The sequence below is a fragment of the Bacillus velezensis genome (genome assembly GCF_001461825.1).
Taxonomy (GTDB): domain Bacteria; phylum Bacillota; class Bacilli; order Bacillales; family Bacillaceae; genus Bacillus; species Bacillus velezensis.
This window is the reverse complement of sequence record NZ_LLZC01000020.1, coordinates 62,018-78,296: the sequence shown is the minus strand read 5'-3', so window position 1 is coordinate 78,296 and position 16,279 is coordinate 62,018. Positions and strand designations below refer to the sequence as shown.

Below are 16,279 nucleotides of genomic sequence, written 5' to 3'. Positions count from 1 at the left end.
GTTTAAAGCTGTTTCGTTTGATCTTCTGCCTGCTTGGAATACAGGCTTTTATTTGATTTATTATTTCTCAAAACGGTAAAAGCATACTTCGGAATGTTCAGCATCCTTTTCCATCTCCACGGATTCGTCACCAGTCTGTACAGCCATTCCAGATTCGTTTTGATCATCCATTCAGGGGCGCGTTTCACCGTTCCGCTGAACACATCAAAGCTTCCGCCCAAACCGATCGATACAGCCTGAGGGAAAAGATGTTTGTGTTCATAAATAAATTGTTCCTGATGGGGATATCCTAAGGCGACAAATACGAGATCGGGTTTCGCCCGGGAAATCTGTTTGGCGACGAAGCGTTTATCCGCTTCATAACCGTTGCTGGCTCCGACAACCTCAATATTCGGATACTCTTTGCTGATCCGGTTCAAAACGGCGTCAAGCACGTCTTGTTTAGCTCCGTATAAAAATATTTTTTTAGACTGCCGGTTTGCGAGGCCGAGCAGCGCAAGAAACACATCGAATCCCGCAATTCTTGATTTCAGCGGGTGCTGCATCAAACGTGACATTAACACGACACCGATACCATCCGGCAGGACGAAATCCGCGGAAGAAATGACTTGATGATAACCTTTGTCTTTCGCCGCAGCGTATCCGATCTCAGGATTGACCGTCGCAATGACGGCTCCTTGCTTCTGTGCGATATAATAAGTGTCTAAATATGAAATAAACTCCTGTAAATTTCCATTAACGTAAGAAAGGTTGTGCACCATTTCAGTCTGCATCTGCCGTCCTCCTTTTTGTACGGGATTTTCTTTCACTTTTTCGTGACTTAGGCTAAGCTTTATTTTAACATAATACCTTCAGATAAACTTAACAATAGTTTTACAAAAATATAAATAAGATAACAATTTCTTTAATCATACGCGCAAAAACCCTGCTAAACTCCTATTGTAATAACATTTGTTAATAAGTGGAATTTAACTTCGTTTTACATTGGCTTAACCTTTTCAGGGCTATGTGATATAATGAGGTTCCATGAGTACGAAATTGGCACTTTAGTGATTAAGGATACAGCTGCGCAGCATTTCAGAGCAGTTGCTTGTTATACGTATGATGATAGAAAGGAGCTTTTGTTTCATGAAGAAGGTCATTACTTACGGAACGTTTGATTTACTGCATTGGGGTCATATTAAACTGCTTGAGCGCGCAAAGCAGCTTGGAGATTACCTTGTTGTTGCCATCTCAACAGACGAGTTCAACCTGCAAAAACAAAAAAAGGCCTACCACAGCTATGAACACAGAAAGCTGATTCTGGAAACGATCCGTTATGTCGACGAAGTCATTCCGGAAAACAGCTGGGATCAAAAAGTACGTGACGTAGCGGATCACAACATCGACGTGTTCGTAATGGGAGACGATTGGGAAGGCAAATTCGATTTCCTTAAAGATCAATGCGAAGTCATCTACCTCCCTAGAACCGAAGGCATTTCCACCACACAGATTAAAAAAGAAATTGCCGGGGTGTAATTGAAACATTCGGATATACAGATGATAAAGAAGTACTCCCTCCGGATAGGGAGTACTTCTTGTAATATAAGGTTATTTTCGCTATATTTGTTATGCGCTTTTGAAAAAAAGCTAGACAATAAGAGGAGAATTTAAAGATGAATCTTAGTAACTTTTTTAAGTTGAATAAAAAAGAGTCCAAGCCGTCCATAGAAGAACGCGAATATACCATTTTAAACAAAGAAGCATTGGCGGAAGAGAAGAAGGTAGCGGTAGTCGTTCCTGTTTATAATGCAGAAGAATATGTAAGGAAAACAGTTGATTCAGTGATCCTTCAAAACATCGGCTTTCAGCATATTTCTTTAATTCTGGTCGATGATTGCTCTACTGATGATTCCAGAAACATCCTGACTGAGTACGCCGAATTGTATGAAAATATTACAGTCGTCTTTTTGAAAGACAACACGGGAACCCCGGCTTATCCGAGAAACTTGGGAATTGAGCTGGCAAATGCGAAGTACATTACATTTTTGGATGCGGATGATTGGTTTGCGCCGAACGGAGTTAAAATCTTATTCGACATGCTCGAAAGAGATCAGGTAAATTATGCAGTCGGAAAAACGATCGAAATGCAGGTGAACGGTCAAAAAACGATCGGGAAACATGAGTCTTCGCTGAACAGAGCGAAGGTATCGCCTTTTTCAATCCGGCATATTTTCTATCATCTGGGCCCGCGGGCAAGAATGATGAACTTACAATTTCTAAAAGATAATGATATCAGATATCCGGAAATGAAATTTGCTGAAGATAAGCAATTTTTTATGGATGTTCTTTTGGCGTGCGGAGATATTTCAACGTCAACCGAACCGGTCTATTATCTGAACAGAATGGACAATAATGAGTCGCTGACAAAGCAGACTAATATAATGGAAAAAACCGACACGAACATAGCCGTAATGAAGTATATTCTGAACAAAAAATTAGATACTGAAAAAGAGAAGATGGCGATGAACCGCCTGATCGAATTCGATTCCATTACGCGGCTTTTCGATCGGATGCACTTCCTGAAAAGCGAAAACAAAGAAGCCTACTACAATAAATTCAATGAAATTCTGAATGTGTTAAAGAAGACGAAATACGATATTTCCGAGACATTTTTTCATCCGATTCATAAAACAGCCTACCGTCTGCTGACTCAAAAACGGTATGACGAGGTCGAAAAGCTGTTCCGCTGGTCCAAAAAAGAGCCCGATAAAAACATCGTGACGCAAGACGGGCTGGCTTATTTAGAAAGCCCGCTGACGGATGAAGAAAATAAACTGGTCGAACTTCGCATGCACGGAGAAACGGAAAACGCGGTGTTCGCCGATCATAAATTCACCGTTACGTTCCGCTTGTTCGGACAGGACAGAAATAATGCCCAATATATTCAGTTTCAGCACAGAGATAACATGAAAGTATTCCACCAGTTTCCGGTTCAGTCACTGGGAGACGGGCGGTACGTCCTTGAAATCCCGTTACGTGACATTGAAAAAGTCGGACTTGGCGGTTATATTATGTATGTCATTTATAACGATTATGAACGTGTCATGTTAAACAGAGAAGACGGTGAAAAGGTGACGGCAGAAGCGAACGGACTGCAATATCAATTCTACCGGACGGTGAAGGAGAACCTTTCACTGAAAGTAACAAAATGATGATTGTGATTGGATATGTTTAATTGAAACAGAGGAGTAGACTTATTTTATGGGTATAGAAAATCCTGTCAGATACAAGTTAAAACATCTTAACATAAAGGAAGAGACATTCAGCATTACGATATCCTGTGAAAATGTCACTGCAGGGGAAGAGCCTTCTCTTCAGATTATAAATCGTAAGACAAAAGCGGAACTTTCCGTCCCTCTGAAACGGTTGGCCGGAGAAGGCGGGGAGTACCATGCTGTCATGAGCACGGATCTGCTTTCTGACCATACGGACGGCAAAGGATGTCTGGATTTCTATGTCTCCTTTATCAATGATGACAGTGATATCAGTAAAAAACGGTTAAAATCCAGCCTTGAACCTATTGAACTGTCTTCTTATAAAGATGAGGCTCATCATATGTTCTTTTTCCCTTACACGACGAAGAAAGGGAATTTCTCCTTAAAGCTGCTGCAGAAAAAGTTCGTCACGCGGATTGATGAAATGGAGCTCGAATCTGACGGCAGCTTACATCTGAAAGGTTTTGCATTCCGGCTGAATGCGGCAGAAACCTTAAAGATAAAAGAAAAAAACCTGATTCTGAAAATGAAAAAAGGAAAAGAAGAGGAGCCTCTCATTCTGAAGTATCCGCTTCACGACGTGCCGAGACACGACCTTGATGAATATGTTCAGGACACAACGATGCTTGACACGATAGGCTTTGATACAAAAATTGATTTGAATGCCATTTATAAAGAATTGAATCAGCAGCTAATCTTTCAATTCCATATTCAATTCATTTTTGAAGATGCCGGGACAGGTGAAGAGATTATCACCAACAGCAAACCGTTAAAGGTTCTGAAATCTGAACAAGTAAACCCTAACCAATTCACGATCCTGAAAACGGAGAAAGGGCCTGCCAGATTTCACGTTTTCACGAAAAAGAAAACGAAAAATCTCCACCTGAGAATGAACGATTACAGCTTCAGCACCCGCGTGGAGTATTTTGTGAAAGGAAAGCTGAAACGAGGCGCTTCCTTTGTACGCAAGAGAAAGAATAAGCTGAAAAAGTTCATTGAGAAAAGAATACAAAACACTTATAAAGCGGGATTCAGGGTTGCGGGGAAACTGCCTGTCAAACAGAAATTTGTCATGTTTGAAAGTTTTGCCGGAAAACAGTACAGCTGCAATCCGCGGGCGATTTATGAATACATGAGCAAAGAGATGCCGGAATACCGTCTCTGCTGGAGTGTAAACCCCGCTTACTCACAGACATTTAAAGATAAAGGAATTCCTTATATCGAACGCTTTACGTTCAAATGGCTGTTTGCCATGGCAAGAGCCGAGTACTGGGTTGTCAACAGCCGTATGCCGCTGTGGATTCCGAAACCTGAGCATACGACATATGTCCAGACATGGCATGGCACGCCTTTAAAGCGCCTTGCAGTAGATATGGATGAAGTGCATATGCCGGGAACAAACACTGAAAAATACAAGCGCAACTTTACGACAGAGGCTTCAAAGTGGGATTACCTGATTTCACCGAACGCATATTCAACCGAAATATTCGCCCGGGCGTTTCAGTTTAGTAAAACCATGATTGAATCGGGATATCCGCGGAATGACTTCCTTCAAACGGATAACAGCCCTTCTGTCATCAAAGCGCTGAAAGAAAAAATGAATCTTCCGCAAGATAAAAAAGTGATTATCTACGCACCGACATGGCGGGATGACCAATTTTATAAGAAGGGAAAATACAAGTTTGACCTTGATTTAGACCTTCATCAATTGAGAGAAGCGATCGGCGATCGTTATGTCATTATTTTACGGATGCATTATCTCGTGGCGGAAAACTTTGATCTCGGACCGTATGAAGGATTTGCTTATGATTTCTCCAGCTACGAAGATATCCGTGAGCTGTATATGGTCTCTGATTTACTCATAACGGACTATTCCTCTGTCTTTTTTGACTATGCAAATCTGAAAAGACCGATGCTGTTTTATGTGCCTGATATCGAAACGTATCGGGATAAACTCAGAGGGTTTTACTTTGACTTTGAAAAAGAAGCGCCCGGCCCGCTTGTCAAAGAAACAGGTGACGTTATCAAATGGGTCAATGAAACGGAATCAGATGATTATAAGCTTCCGGATTCGTTCGGGCCTTTTTACGAGAAGTTCTGTTATTTAGAAACCGGAGAATCGTCTGAAAAAGCCGTAAAAGTGATTTTCGGGGACAAGTAAATAAGTGCAAAAAAGCATAATTTAACCACGTTAATTATGCTTTTTTGCTTAAGTGACGGCATGTTGCGCTCATGGGGCTCAGGCTTGTTATGAAGTGAAAAATACATCGTAATCTGTTACAATTATGAGCGGTGCTTTTGTAAGTCAAAGCTATTACCTAAAACTTACGACTAAGGAAGATTAGAATGAATGCATTGGTAAAAATTCTGAAAGAGCAATTCAACTCATTTCCGCTGATTATGCGGCTTGCAGTGTACGAAACGAAATCAAAGTATCAAGTGAACTATTTGGGTATATTGTGGCAGTTTCTCAACCCTATGATTCAAATGCTGGCTTACTGGTTCGTATTTGGTCTCGGGATTCGCGGCGGACATGATATGGTGCTTGGAAATGGAGACAGCGTACCGTTCATCGTCTGGATGCTGGCCGGCTTAATTCCTTGGTTCTTTATCAGTCCGACGATACTGGATGCATCTAACAGCGTTTTTAAACGGATAAATTTAGTGTCGAAAATGAACTTTCCGATCAGTTCACTGCCTTCTGTAGTGATAGCATCCAATTTATTCAGTTACTTTGTGATGATGGCGATTTACATTATTGTGCTGCTGAGCAACGGACTGTTTCCGACGCTTCACTGGCTGCAATATATTTATTACTTGTTTTGCATGATTAGTTTTATGTTTGCTTTCGGCCTGTTTAATTCAACCATCAGCGTATTAATCAGGGACTACCAGTTTTTGCTTCAGGCCGTCACAAGGCTGCTCTTTTTTCTTCTGCCGATTTTCTGGGACATTGCGGAGAAATTTGGAAACAGACCTGAAGTTTTGACCATCTTGAAGTTAAACCCTCTTTTCTATATTATCGAGGGCTTTAGAGACAGCTTTATGGAAGGGCAGTGGTTTTTCCACGATGTGAAATACACGCTGTATTTCTGGTTCGTCACACTGCTGTTGTTAACAGTCGGTTCACTTCTTCATATGAAATTCAGAGATAAGTTTGTTGACTTTCTTTAATATAGTAAGGAGATTATACGATGAAACTAAAAGTTTCGTTCAGAAATGTTTCAAAACAGTATTTTCTATATAAAAAACAGTCTGACAAAATTAAAGGACTGTTTTTCCCAAACAGAAATCAAAAAGGTTTTTTCGCTGTCCGAAATGTTTCTTTTGACGTCTATGAAGGGGAAACGATCGGATTCGTAGGGATCAACGGCTCGGGAAAATCAACGATGTCCAATTTGCTTGCAAAGATCATTCCGCCGACAAGCGGTGAGATTGATATGAACGGGCAGCCGTCTTTAATCGCGATTTCTGCCGGATTAAACAATCAATTAAGCGGTAAAGACAACATTCGTTTAAAATGCTTGATGATGGGTCTCAACAATCGGCAGATAGACGAGCTTTATGAAAAAATCGTTGAATTCGCGGATATCGGCGACTTTATAGATCAGCCTGTTAAAAGCTATTCAAGCGGTATGAAATCCCGTCTCGGTTTTGCCATATCGGCGCATATGGACCCTGACATCCTCATTATTGATGAGGCGCTCTCAGTAGGGGACCAGACTTTCTATCAGAAATGTGTGGACCGCATTACGGAATTTAAAGAACGCGGCAAAACGATCTTTTTCGTCAGTCATTCCATCGGACAGATTGAGAAAATGTGTGATCGGGTGGCTTGGATGCATTACGGCGAAATGCGCATGTTCGACGAAACGAAAGCCGTTGTGAAAGAATATAAAGCTTTTGTGGATTGGTTCAACAAGCTTTCAAAGAAAGAAAAAAAGAAATATCAAAACGAGCAGATTGAAGGCAGAACGCGGGCAGCCGAGGAACAGAAAATCACTCAGGCGCAGCAAAAGAAAGCGAAGCCTAAATTCATTGCCAATACGATACAGATTACGCTGCTTGCATTGCTGGCTGTCGGCGCAGGCGCTTCGATGTTTTCAGACAAGCCTCTGCGTGCGATCGCATCTTTCGGTGACGTCAAACAGAGCGATGCCGGCCTTTATGAGTCTGTGAATAAACCTGCTTTGGTAAAAGCTGAAAAGGCGGACCTTTATACTGAAAAAGATATAAAAGGAAAAGCCTCCGCAAGTGTAAGTTTCGGCACGAAGGTGCAGGTAGAAGCTGAAAATAACCAGGCAGCCAAAGTGAAATTAAACGATAAAGAGTACTTTATGAGAAAGACTGATCTGTATAAAGTGAACGCTTTAAAAAAGACGGATGTTCAGCTTAATGATTTCAGCGGCAGTTTATCAAGCCAAACAGCAGAAGAGTTTCTCTCATATCTCAATAAAAGCCGGGACGATGTACAGAGTAAATTGAAAAATCCAGCTGCCGGACAAACGGCTGACGGACGGAACGTATTAAAAACATCCGATGCCAAAACGGATGTAGTAATTGACAATGATACAGTTTCCGAAGTGGTTTTTCATTTATCGCGTCCCGCAGACATCTCAGCTTTAAGTGAAAAAGGCGGCAGCAAAATCAATCAGAATTTGCTCATGCTTAAAAACCAGAAATATACTTTTTCTGTGAACAATGCTGATAAAACACTGACGGTAACGTCTAAAAAGTAAAGATCACATAAAAAAGCTGCCGGATTCGGCAGCTTTTTCTATTCGTCAGCTTCTTCTTTTTCAAGAAGATCCTTCATGAACGGAATCAATTTATGGCGGATATCCTGATCCTGTAAGGCAAATTCAAGCGTCGTCTCGATAAATCCGAGTTTTTCACCGACATCGTAACGTTTTCCTTCGAAATCATAAGCGAAGACACGCTGAATGTCATTGAGCTTTTGGATGGCGTCCGTTAATTGAATTTCTCCTCCTGCACCGACTTCCTGCTGTTCCAGGTACATGAAAATTTCAGGAGTGAAAACGTATCTTCCTAAAATAGCCAAGTTGGAAGGAGCTGTGCCCGGTTCAGGCTTCTCTACAAAATTTTTGACCTGGTAACGGCGGCCTTCATTTGTTAACGGATCGATAATTCCGTAGCGGTGTGTGTCGCTTTCAGGAACTTGCTGAACACCGATGATTGAAGACAATGTTTTTTCGTATTCATCCATCAGCTGACGAAGTCCCGGTTTTTCAGCCTGGACAATATCATCGCCGAGAAGAACGGCGAAAGGTTCATCGCCGATGAAGTTGCGTGCGCACCAAACGGCATGACCGAGTCCTTTTGGCTCTTTTTGGCGAATATAGTGGATATCCGCAATATTTGACGATTTTTTCACTTTTTGAAGCAGTTCGATTTTCCCTTTTTCTTCTAAATTACGTTCCAGTTCAGGGGCATTGTCGAAATGGTCTTCTATTGCTCTTTTTCCTTTTCCGGTTACGATAATAATATCTTCGATGCCGGATTCGACAGCTTCTTCGATAATATACTGAATTGTAGGCTTATCAACGATTGGAAGCATTTCTTTAGGCATTGCTTTAGTGGCCGGCAAAAAACGAGTGCCTAAACCTGCTGCCGGAATAATGGCTTTGCGTACTTTCTTCACTGAATAACACCATCCTTGTTTCTGCAAAATCTTTTTTTCAGAACTATAACCTAGTCTTTTTCCACTTTACCACAATTGATTAAAATTCACACCTTTTAATCCGCTTTCAAAGAGTGTTATAAAGGTTTTTGCTTTGTTTGCCATTAAGCTTTACAATATCTTAGAAACGGCATAAATATGTTAACATGAAGGGATATCCGACATATAAAACGAGGTGCAGACAAACCGTTGAAAAAACTAAAAGTAATGACCGTATTCGGTACAAGACCTGAAGCAATTAAAATGGCTCCGCTTGTATTAGAGCTTGAAAAATATCAGGAAATTGATTCGCTGGTGACTGTAACCGCACAGCACAGACAGATGCTGGATCAAGTGCTTGAAGCATTCAGCATTACGCCTGATTTTGATTTGAATATTATGAAAGAGCGTCAAACGCTTTCAGAAATTACATCTCATGCTTTGCTGAAACTGGACAAGCTGTTCCAAGAAGTAAAACCAGATATCGTGTTGGTCCACGGAGATACGACGACAACGTTCGCCGGAAGCCTTGCCGCCTTTTATCATCAAATCGCTGTCGGCCATGTGGAAGCCGGTCTGCGTACGCAAAATAAATACTCTCCTTTCCCTGAGGAAATCAACCGGCAGATGACGGGCGTGATCGCTGATGTGAATTTTGCGCCGACAAGCCAGGCTGAACAGAATCTGCTTGCTGAAAATAAAAAGCCGGATTCTATATTTGTCACGGGAAATACAGCGATAGACGCGCTTCAAACGACAGTGCGGGAAGACTATTCTCATCCGATTTTTGACAAGCTGGACGGAAGCAGGATGATTCTTTTGACAGCGCACAGACGTGAAAATTTAGGCAGGCCGATGGAACAGATGTTTAAGGCCGTCAGAAGAATCGTTGAAGAGTTTGAGGACGTACAAGTCGTTTATCCCGTTCATTTGAATCCCGCAGTTCGTGAGGCCGCAGAAGCCCATTTCGCTGATTCGGACAGGGTGCATTTAATAGAACCTCTGGAGGTCGTGGATTTCCATAACTTCGCTGCGAAAGCACATTTCATTTTGACCGACTCGGGCGGAGTGCAGGAGGAAGCGCCTTCTCTCGGAAAGCCGGTCTTGGTGCTTCGGGACACAACCGAGCGCCCCGAAGGAGTGAAAGCCGGGACATTAAAGCTGGCGGGTACAGATGAAGAAACGGTGTATCAGCTGACAAAACAGCTCTTAACCGATCAGGCTGAATATGAACGGATGTCAAAGGCGTCAAACCCTTATGGTGACGGATCGGCTTCAAAACGGATTGTGGAAGAACTGCTTTATCGGTACGGCTATAGAAAAACCCGTCCGCAGCCTTTTACAGAATAAAAAACTCTGCATCATATGCAGAGTTTTTTATTATTTCAGGCTTTCTTTTAATTCTTTTTTGACTGAAGCGAGGCTTGCTTCATCTAATTTGTAATAATAGATATTGTTGATTCTCGTTCCCGTTCCCTTCAGTTCATGCTGAGTGACTTTGCTGCGGGCGTTTTTATAGTCAGTCATAACCGTCCACATATCATCGAATGACATGTTTGTTTTCATATTGTTTTCAATGACCTTAAACATATCTCCGAATTTCGTGACAGACGAGATGTTTGCCCCTTTAGAAATAATCCCTTCAATCACTTGGCGCTGGCGCTGCTGCCTGCCGAAATCCCCCCGGGGATCTTCTTTTCTCATACGCGTGTAGGCAAGTGCTTCTTCGCCGTTCAGGCTGATGTTCCCTGTTCCGAAAGAGTGCCCGTCGTAGTTGAAGGCAAACGTGCTGTTCACCGTAATCCCGCCGAGTGTATCCACGGTATCTTTGAAGCTCTCCATGTTTACTTTCACAAAATAATCTACCGGCACGTCAAGCAGGTCCTCGACGGTATCCGCGGCCATCTGCGTTCCGCCGAAAGCATAGGAGTGGTTGATTTTATCCATCGTACCTTTGCCGGAGATTTTCGTATACGTATCACGCGGAATGCTGACCATTTCTGTTGTATTCGTTTTAGGATTGACGGTCATATAAATCATCGTATCCGCGCGCCCCTTGTCATTTTTCCGCTCATCGACGCCCATGATTAAAACAGAAATCGGATCCTTCTTTCCGAGATCTATATCCGTGTCACGTTTGTCCGATTTTTTCAAGTCTTCCTGAATGCTTGCCACCGTTGAAGCTGCTTTGTGCCACAAGTAGTAGATGTAGCCTCCTGATGATAAAACTAACAGCCCGATGATTGTTACGATTGTCAGAAGAACTTTTTTCTTCTTTCTTTTTCGTTCAGCTCTCATTTGTCATCACCTTTTCTATTAACTTTCCTGATACAATTTACTAATCTTTATAAACCCAGTCATATTTTTACTTATAACCATGTAATAGACGAAATTCTTAAAAAAAGGTTACAAAAAGACCTTAAAATTACCTTAAAAAAAAGTTAGTATAAGACGATACATAAAGATGAGGTGAAAAAAATGAAAAAAACTATTGCAGCTTCGTTCTTAATACTGCTTTTTTCTGTTGTGTTGGCAGCGTGCGGAACGGCGGATCAATCAAAGAAGGGAAGCGGTTCTGCGGAGAACCAGGCTCAAAAAGAAACGGCATATTATGTCGGTATGGCGGATACGCACACAATTGAAGTAAAAGTGGATGATCAGCCCGTCAGCTTTGAATTTTCTGATGACTTCTCTGATGTTCTGAATAAATTCAGCGAAAATGACAAAGTCAGCATTACTTATTTCACAAATGATAAAGGCCAAAAAGAGATCAAGGAAATCGAGAAAGAAAAATAATACACCATGATCAGCAAAAGGCGGGATAAAAATTGAAGAAAACAATATGGGCTGTCTGTTTTTCTGTGATATTCAGCCTGGCTTTATTACCGGAAAGCACTTTTGCGGCCAGTTCTGATATCTCAGTAAAACTGACGAATTATATTGGTAATAAATCGACTCTGAATATCGAACCTTCAGGAACTTATAAACTGACGGGAAGCGATGTCTCCTCCGTTGTCAGATTGGGAGGCGCGTCCAAATATGATACGGCTAACGCTGCGACATCTAAGTATTGGAAAAACCCGTCCAACGTAGTCGTCGTTAATACGGATGCTTATTTTGCGGACACGCTTTCCGTCATTCCTTTAGCGAATAAACTGAAAGCGCCTGTTCTGCTGACTGAAGCGAAAAAACTGAGCAGCAGCACAGAAGCGCAAATCAAGAAATTCAGTCCGGATAATATTTTAATCATCGGCGGGACGAACAGTATTTCGTCAGCCGCGGAAAAGACATTGAAGAAATACGGCCGCACGAAACGGATCAGCGGAAAAAACAGATATGATCTGTCCAAAAATATTGCGGCCGAAATGGGCAGCTATGACCAGGCGGTCGTAGTAACGGGGGATGTATATACGGATGCGCTGGCAATCGCGCCTTATGCTGCGCAAAACGGCTATCCGATTCTCCTGACGAAAAAAGACTCCCTCCCGAGCTACAATCTGCCTAAAAAAGTGATCATCATGGGAGGCACTTCAAGCGTCAGCAAAGATGTGGAGAATCAAATTAAAAAGAAGGCCTCGGTCACCAAAAGAATTACCGGATCAAACAGATATCAAATATCAGCAAACGCAGTCACTTCGCTTGGCATGGATGCAAGCAAAACGGTGGCTGCCAATGGGACTAAATTAGCGGACATCGTTGTCGGATCAAATATTGCCGCCGCAAATCACATGCCGCTTGTATACATCAAAAAAAGCGAAACACCCGCCGACGAGGCCAGCCTTTTTAAAACGAAAGGCACCTATTCTTATACATTAATAGGCAGCGCGAATTCAATTGCCGATTCAGTTAAGGCTGCTTACGCAAAAGAGTTTTATCTCGTAAACGGAAAGACGTACCGTATTGAAACGTCCGGCGGCAAATTAGGCGTTGCAGGCATTAACAGCGGAAAAACGTCTTTCAAGGCGGTTCCTGAAAAATATTCAACAGCAAACACAATCAGCATTGACGGGAAACCATATCTGGGGAATATGAGTTTCACTGCGGAATCCGGAAAATATGTAAGACCTGTTAATGAAAACATTCCTTTTGAGGATTATCTGAAAGGTGTCCTGCCGAATGAAATGCCGGGAAGCTGGCCGACAGAAGCGCTGAAAGCCCAGGCTGTTGCCGCCCGCACCTACTCTATCGGCAAGATGGGACAAACGGTCGCGGATACAACGGCCTTCCAGGTTTACGGGGGATACAGCTGGTATCCAAACGCCACCGCAGCCGTTAACGGAACAAAAGGGAAAGTGCTCACTTATTCCGGCAGATTGATAGATGCCACTTACTCATCAAGCAATGGCGGTTACATGGAAGCCGGCGATGAAGTGTGGGGATCGAAAGTGCCGTATTTAGTAGCCAAAAAGGATACAAAAGATCCGGAAATCAGCTGGTCTTTAACATTGCAGAAGCAGCAGCTGCCAGCGGGTCTGGATATGAAAAATCCCGCATCCTGGTGGTCTAAAACAAACGAAGCAAATGCCGCGCAGCTCAACGGAATAAAAAATTGGCTGATGAAAAATAAAGAAACCAATGCAAGTTCCATAAAAATTGCAAGCATCTCTGATCTCTCGCTCACCGGAAAAACAAAAGGCCAGCGCGCGGAAGACGCCGCGGTGAAGGTCACGTACCATGTGAATGACAAGTCGAAGGGCTATGTCATGAACAAGACTGCATCTGTTGAGGTGAAAGCGTCTGAACTCAGGACGATGATCGGAGCTTCATCTTTTAAAAGCACATACGCCAGTGCGTCCGGTAATTCTTCGCAAATCACGATATCAGGAAAGGGATACGGTCACGGCGTAGGAATGAGTCAATACGGAGCAAAAGAAAGAGCGGAGGCCGGAGAGCCGTATACTTCTATTCTTGCGTTCTATTATCCTAATACAGCACTTACAAACTACTAAACTTCTGTGGAGGAGATCGGATTGAAATTCATCATAAAATGTCTCCCCGTCTTCATTCTCGGGGTCATTCTATTTGTCCCTTCCGCTTTGGCTGACAACACGGTTAAAAGGATCGGCGGAAGCACCCGGTATGATACGGCTGTACTGGCGGCAAAACAATCATGGGGTGAAGCGAAAACGGTCATTATCACCGGCGGGACTTCATATGCCGATGCAATTGCCGCTGCGCCGCTTTCATATCAAAAAAATGCACCGCTGCTGTTTACAAATAAAGATCAGCTGTCTGCCGGCACAAAAAAGGGATTAATTGATTTAAAAACGAAAAATGTGATTATCGTAGGCGGCACACCTGCCGTTTCGAAAAATACTGAAAATCAAATTGCTAAATTAGGCATCAGTGTCAAACGATTATCAGGAAGCACGAGATATGCCACAGCCGCAAAAGTGGCGGGTGAAATGACAAGATCTTCTACAGCCCTTGTGGTCAACGGGTTTGTTGATGCAGATGGAATGGCTGCGATTTCTTATGCGTCTGCTAAAAAATATCCGATTTTATTCACTAATGATTCAACGTTAAATGGTTCTACGTCCAATGCGATCAAAAGCTTAGGGATTAAAAACACGATTGTCATCGGCGGGACAAGCAGCATCAGCAGCTCACTTTACAATAAACTGCCGAACCCTTCAAGAATCAGCGGCAAAAACCGCTATAACCTGTCTGTGAATCTTGCAAAAAAGACAGGCTTAAGCACAGGCTATACGTTTGTTACCAATGGTTTTAAAGAGGCGGATACCATCGTCGGAGGCGTGCTGAGCGCCAAACAGGGAAGAGTTCACCTGCTGACGAATGGAGACAGTCTGTCAAAAGACGTCCGGACGTATATCGGAAGTAAAAACATCACCAGCTTCACCGTTATAGGAAGTGCTTCATCTTTAAGCAACAATGCCGCGTCGCAGCTGAAAAATCCCGTTGTCGGCAAAACGGTCTTTATTGATCCAGGGCACGGCTATCAGGATTCGGGTGCAACCGGAAACGGCTTGCTTGAGAAAAATGTAAACCTTGATATCGCTACGCGTCTTAACAATCAATTATACGGCGCGGGCGCGCTTACTGTAATGTCAAGAAAGGGCGACACCTTTGATTCGCTTGAGGAGAGAGTGAACAAAGGGGCGAAGGCGAACGCCGATATTTTCATCAGCGTCCATGCAAATGCGAATGATAACAGCAGTGCAAACGGTACGGAGACGTATTATGATAAAACGTACCAATCCGCAAACAGTCTGAGGCTTGCCCAAAATATTCAGCCGAGAATGGTTTCTGCCCTCGGCACGCGTGACCGCAGTGTGAAAACTGCCGGATTTTACGTCATTAAGTATTCTAAAATGCCGAGTGTCTTGTTAGAAACCGGTTTTGTCACAAGCCCGATTGATGCCAATATTTTAAAACAATCAACGAAAAAGGACAGACTCGCGGCGGGGATCACCCAAGGCGTTTCCTCCTATTTCCGATAATTTTTTCATGGAAACAGACCGGTTCATACCGGTCTGTTTTTTTATTTTTCATTATGCTTTGTCTCAAATATGGATATGAATAGATTTACAATAAAAAAACAATAATCGAAACATTCTAATAAACATTAACGCTTCCTTTACTTCCAATTAACATCCATCTGCTAAACTCACGGCATAGGTCATCAAACATCCCAACAAATCGTGAGGTGTGTGTCAGTGGGAGCAGAGAAAAGCATGAATGTAAATAATAACTATGCAGTGCGGCAGGGGACTTCCGGTGCCGTTACGGAAAGAACGGCCCGTTATTTGGCTTTTAAGCGATTCATGGACATTGTGTTTGCGCTTGCGGGGCTTTTGGCGGCGCTCCCGGTGATGGGCCTGTTCTCCATACTGATTCGTTTGGAGTCGCCCGGCCCGGCTTTTTATAAGCAGGAGCGGGTAGGCAAAGACGGGAAGCCGTTTTATTTGTATAAGCTCCGCTCTATGAAAATAGATGCTGAAAAATCGGGGGCGGTCTGGGCGCTGAAAAAGGATCCCCGCGTGACAAAGGTCGGCGCTTTTATCAGAAGGACCCGTATTGATGAGCTGCCGCAGCTGGTAAATGTGCTTCGGGGAGAAATGAGCCTGATCGGCCCGCGTCCCGAGCGTCCCGTGTTCACGGAACAGTTTCAGGCTGAGATTCCGGGGTTTACGGAGCGGCTGGCCGTTAAGCCGGGATTAAGCGGCTGGGCGCAGGTCAACGGGGGATATGACATGACACCGAGGGAAAAACTGATGTTTGACTTATATTATATCCGCAACCTGACCTTTTCATTGGAACTGAAGATTATGCTCAAAACGTGCAAAGTGATCTGGACCGGTGACGGGGCGCGATAAAAATT

General features: G+C 43.1%; 13 protein-coding genes. 10 read left to right on the top strand and 3 right to left on the bottom strand.

What is annotated here, in order from left to right:
* Positions 1-2: 2 nt before the first annotated feature.
* Positions 3-773, bottom strand: a complete 771-nt coding sequence (locus tag AR442_RS15405; protein ID WP_014419028.1) for a WecB/TagA/CpsF family glycosyltransferase — start codon at positions 771-773, stop codon at positions 3-5.
* Between the two features lie 355 nt (positions 774-1,128).
* Here AR442_RS15405 and tagD point away from each other — a divergent pair, with 355 nt between their 5' ends.
* The 5 genes from tagD (at position 1,129) to tagH (ending at position 7,996) form a co-directional block, all read left to right on the top strand.
* On the top strand, positions 1,129-1,518 hold the full coding sequence (gene tagD, locus AR442_RS15400) for a glycerol-3-phosphate cytidylyltransferase (protein ID WP_003151361.1): 390 nt from the start codon (positions 1,129-1,131) through the stop codon (positions 1,516-1,518).
* Between the two features lie 137 nt (positions 1,519-1,655).
* Positions 1,656-3,194: a glycosyltransferase family 2 protein gene (locus AR442_RS15395; RefSeq protein WP_053285362.1), complete on the top strand. Its 1,539-nt coding sequence runs from the start codon at positions 1,656-1,658 to the stop codon at positions 3,192-3,194.
* Between the two features lie 49 nt (positions 3,195-3,243).
* Positions 3,244-5,418: a CDP-glycerol glycerophosphotransferase family protein gene (locus tag AR442_RS15390; protein ID WP_053285363.1), complete on the top strand. Its 2,175-nt coding sequence runs from the start codon at positions 3,244-3,246 to the stop codon at positions 5,416-5,418.
* Positions 5,419-5,603: 185 nt separating this feature from the next.
* Positions 5,604-6,431, top strand: a complete 828-nt coding sequence (locus AR442_RS15385; protein ID WP_003151365.1) for an ABC transporter permease — start codon at positions 5,604-5,606, stop codon at positions 6,429-6,431.
* Positions 6,432-6,451: 20 nt separating this feature from the next.
* The gene (tagH, locus tag AR442_RS15380) at positions 6,452-7,996 is read left to right on the top strand and encodes a teichoic acids export ABC transporter ATP-binding subunit TagH (RefSeq protein ID WP_053285364.1); all 1,545 of its coding nucleotides are present in this window, start codon (positions 6,452-6,454) and stop codon (positions 7,994-7,996) included.
* Between the two features lie 38 nt (positions 7,997-8,034).
* Here tagH and galU read toward each other — a convergent pair whose 3' ends face one another.
* The gene (gene galU / locus AR442_RS15375) at positions 8,035-8,919 is read right to left on the bottom strand and encodes a UTP--glucose-1-phosphate uridylyltransferase GalU (protein WP_003151367.1); all 885 of its coding nucleotides are present in this window, start codon (positions 8,917-8,919) and stop codon (positions 8,035-8,037) included.
* Between the two features lie 228 nt (positions 8,920-9,147).
* Here galU and wecB point away from each other — a divergent pair, with 228 nt between their 5' ends.
* Positions 9,148-10,287 carry a non-hydrolyzing UDP-N-acetylglucosamine 2-epimerase gene (wecB, locus tag AR442_RS15370; RefSeq protein ID WP_014419024.1) on the top strand — a complete coding sequence of 380 codons (1,140 nt, stop codon included), beginning with the start codon at positions 9,148-9,150 and terminating at the stop codon, positions 10,285-10,287.
* A gap of 30 nt (positions 10,288-10,317) precedes the next feature.
* On the opposite strand, the gene tagU is transcribed toward wecB, so the two are convergent.
* The gene (gene tagU, locus AR442_RS15365) at positions 10,318-11,235 is read right to left on the bottom strand and encodes a polyisoprenyl-teichoic acid--peptidoglycan teichoic acid transferase TagU (RefSeq protein WP_014419023.1); all 918 of its coding nucleotides are present in this window, start codon (positions 11,233-11,235) and stop codon (positions 10,318-10,320) included.
* Between the two features lie 180 nt (positions 11,236-11,415).
* On the opposite strand from tagU, the gene AR442_RS15360 reads away from it, so the two are divergent.
* The 4 genes from AR442_RS15360 to AR442_RS15345 all read left to right on the top strand — a co-directional run bounded on the left by AR442_RS15360 (position 11,416) and on the right by AR442_RS15345 (position 16,274).
* The gene (locus AR442_RS15360; protein ID WP_014419022.1) at positions 11,416-11,733 is read left to right on the top strand and encodes a hypothetical protein; all 318 of its coding nucleotides are present in this window, start codon (positions 11,416-11,418) and stop codon (positions 11,731-11,733) included.
* A 32-nt stretch (positions 11,734-11,765) separates the two neighbouring features.
* Positions 11,766-13,886, top strand: coding sequence for a SpoIID/LytB domain-containing protein (locus tag AR442_RS15355; RefSeq protein ID WP_022553874.1), 2,121 nt, complete (start codon positions 11,766-11,768; stop codon positions 13,884-13,886).
* Between the two features lie 21 nt (positions 13,887-13,907).
* Positions 13,908-15,398 carry an N-acetylmuramoyl-L-alanine amidase gene (locus AR442_RS15350; protein WP_012118582.1) on the top strand — a complete coding sequence of 497 codons (1,491 nt, stop codon included), beginning with the start codon at positions 13,908-13,910 and terminating at the stop codon, positions 15,396-15,398.
* 216 nt (positions 15,399-15,614) lie between these two features.
* Entirely contained in the window at positions 15,615-16,274 is a 660-nt protein-coding gene (locus AR442_RS15345; protein WP_014721880.1) for an exopolysaccharide biosynthesis polyprenyl glycosylphosphotransferase, read from the top strand.
* Positions 16,275-16,279 lie beyond the last annotated feature (5 nt).

Excerpts from the sequence above, each read along its gene's own strand:
- AR442_RS15405 (WP_014419028.1), bottom strand. The coding sequence starts at position 773 with ATGCAGACTGAAATGGTGCACAACCTTTCTTACGTTAATGGAAATTTA.
- tagD (WP_003151361.1), top strand. The coding sequence starts at position 1,129 with ATGAAGAAGGTCATTACTTACGGAACGTTTGATTTACTGCATTGGGGT.
- AR442_RS15395 (WP_053285362.1), top strand. The coding sequence starts at position 1,656 with ATGAATCTTAGTAACTTTTTTAAGTTGAATAAAAAAGAGTCCAAGCCG.
- AR442_RS15390 (WP_053285363.1), top strand. The coding sequence starts at position 3,244 with ATGGGTATAGAAAATCCTGTCAGATACAAGTTAAAACATCTTAACATA.
- AR442_RS15385 (WP_003151365.1), top strand. The coding sequence starts at position 5,604 with ATGAATGCATTGGTAAAAATTCTGAAAGAGCAATTCAACTCATTTCCG.
- tagH (WP_053285364.1), top strand. The coding sequence starts at position 6,452 with ATGAAACTAAAAGTTTCGTTCAGAAATGTTTCAAAACAGTATTTTCTA.
- tagU (WP_014419023.1), bottom strand. The coding sequence starts at position 11,235 with ATGAGAGCTGAACGAAAAAGAAAGAAGAAAAAAGTTCTTCTGACAATC.
- AR442_RS15360 (WP_014419022.1), top strand. The coding sequence starts at position 11,416 with ATGAAAAAAACTATTGCAGCTTCGTTCTTAATACTGCTTTTTTCTGTT.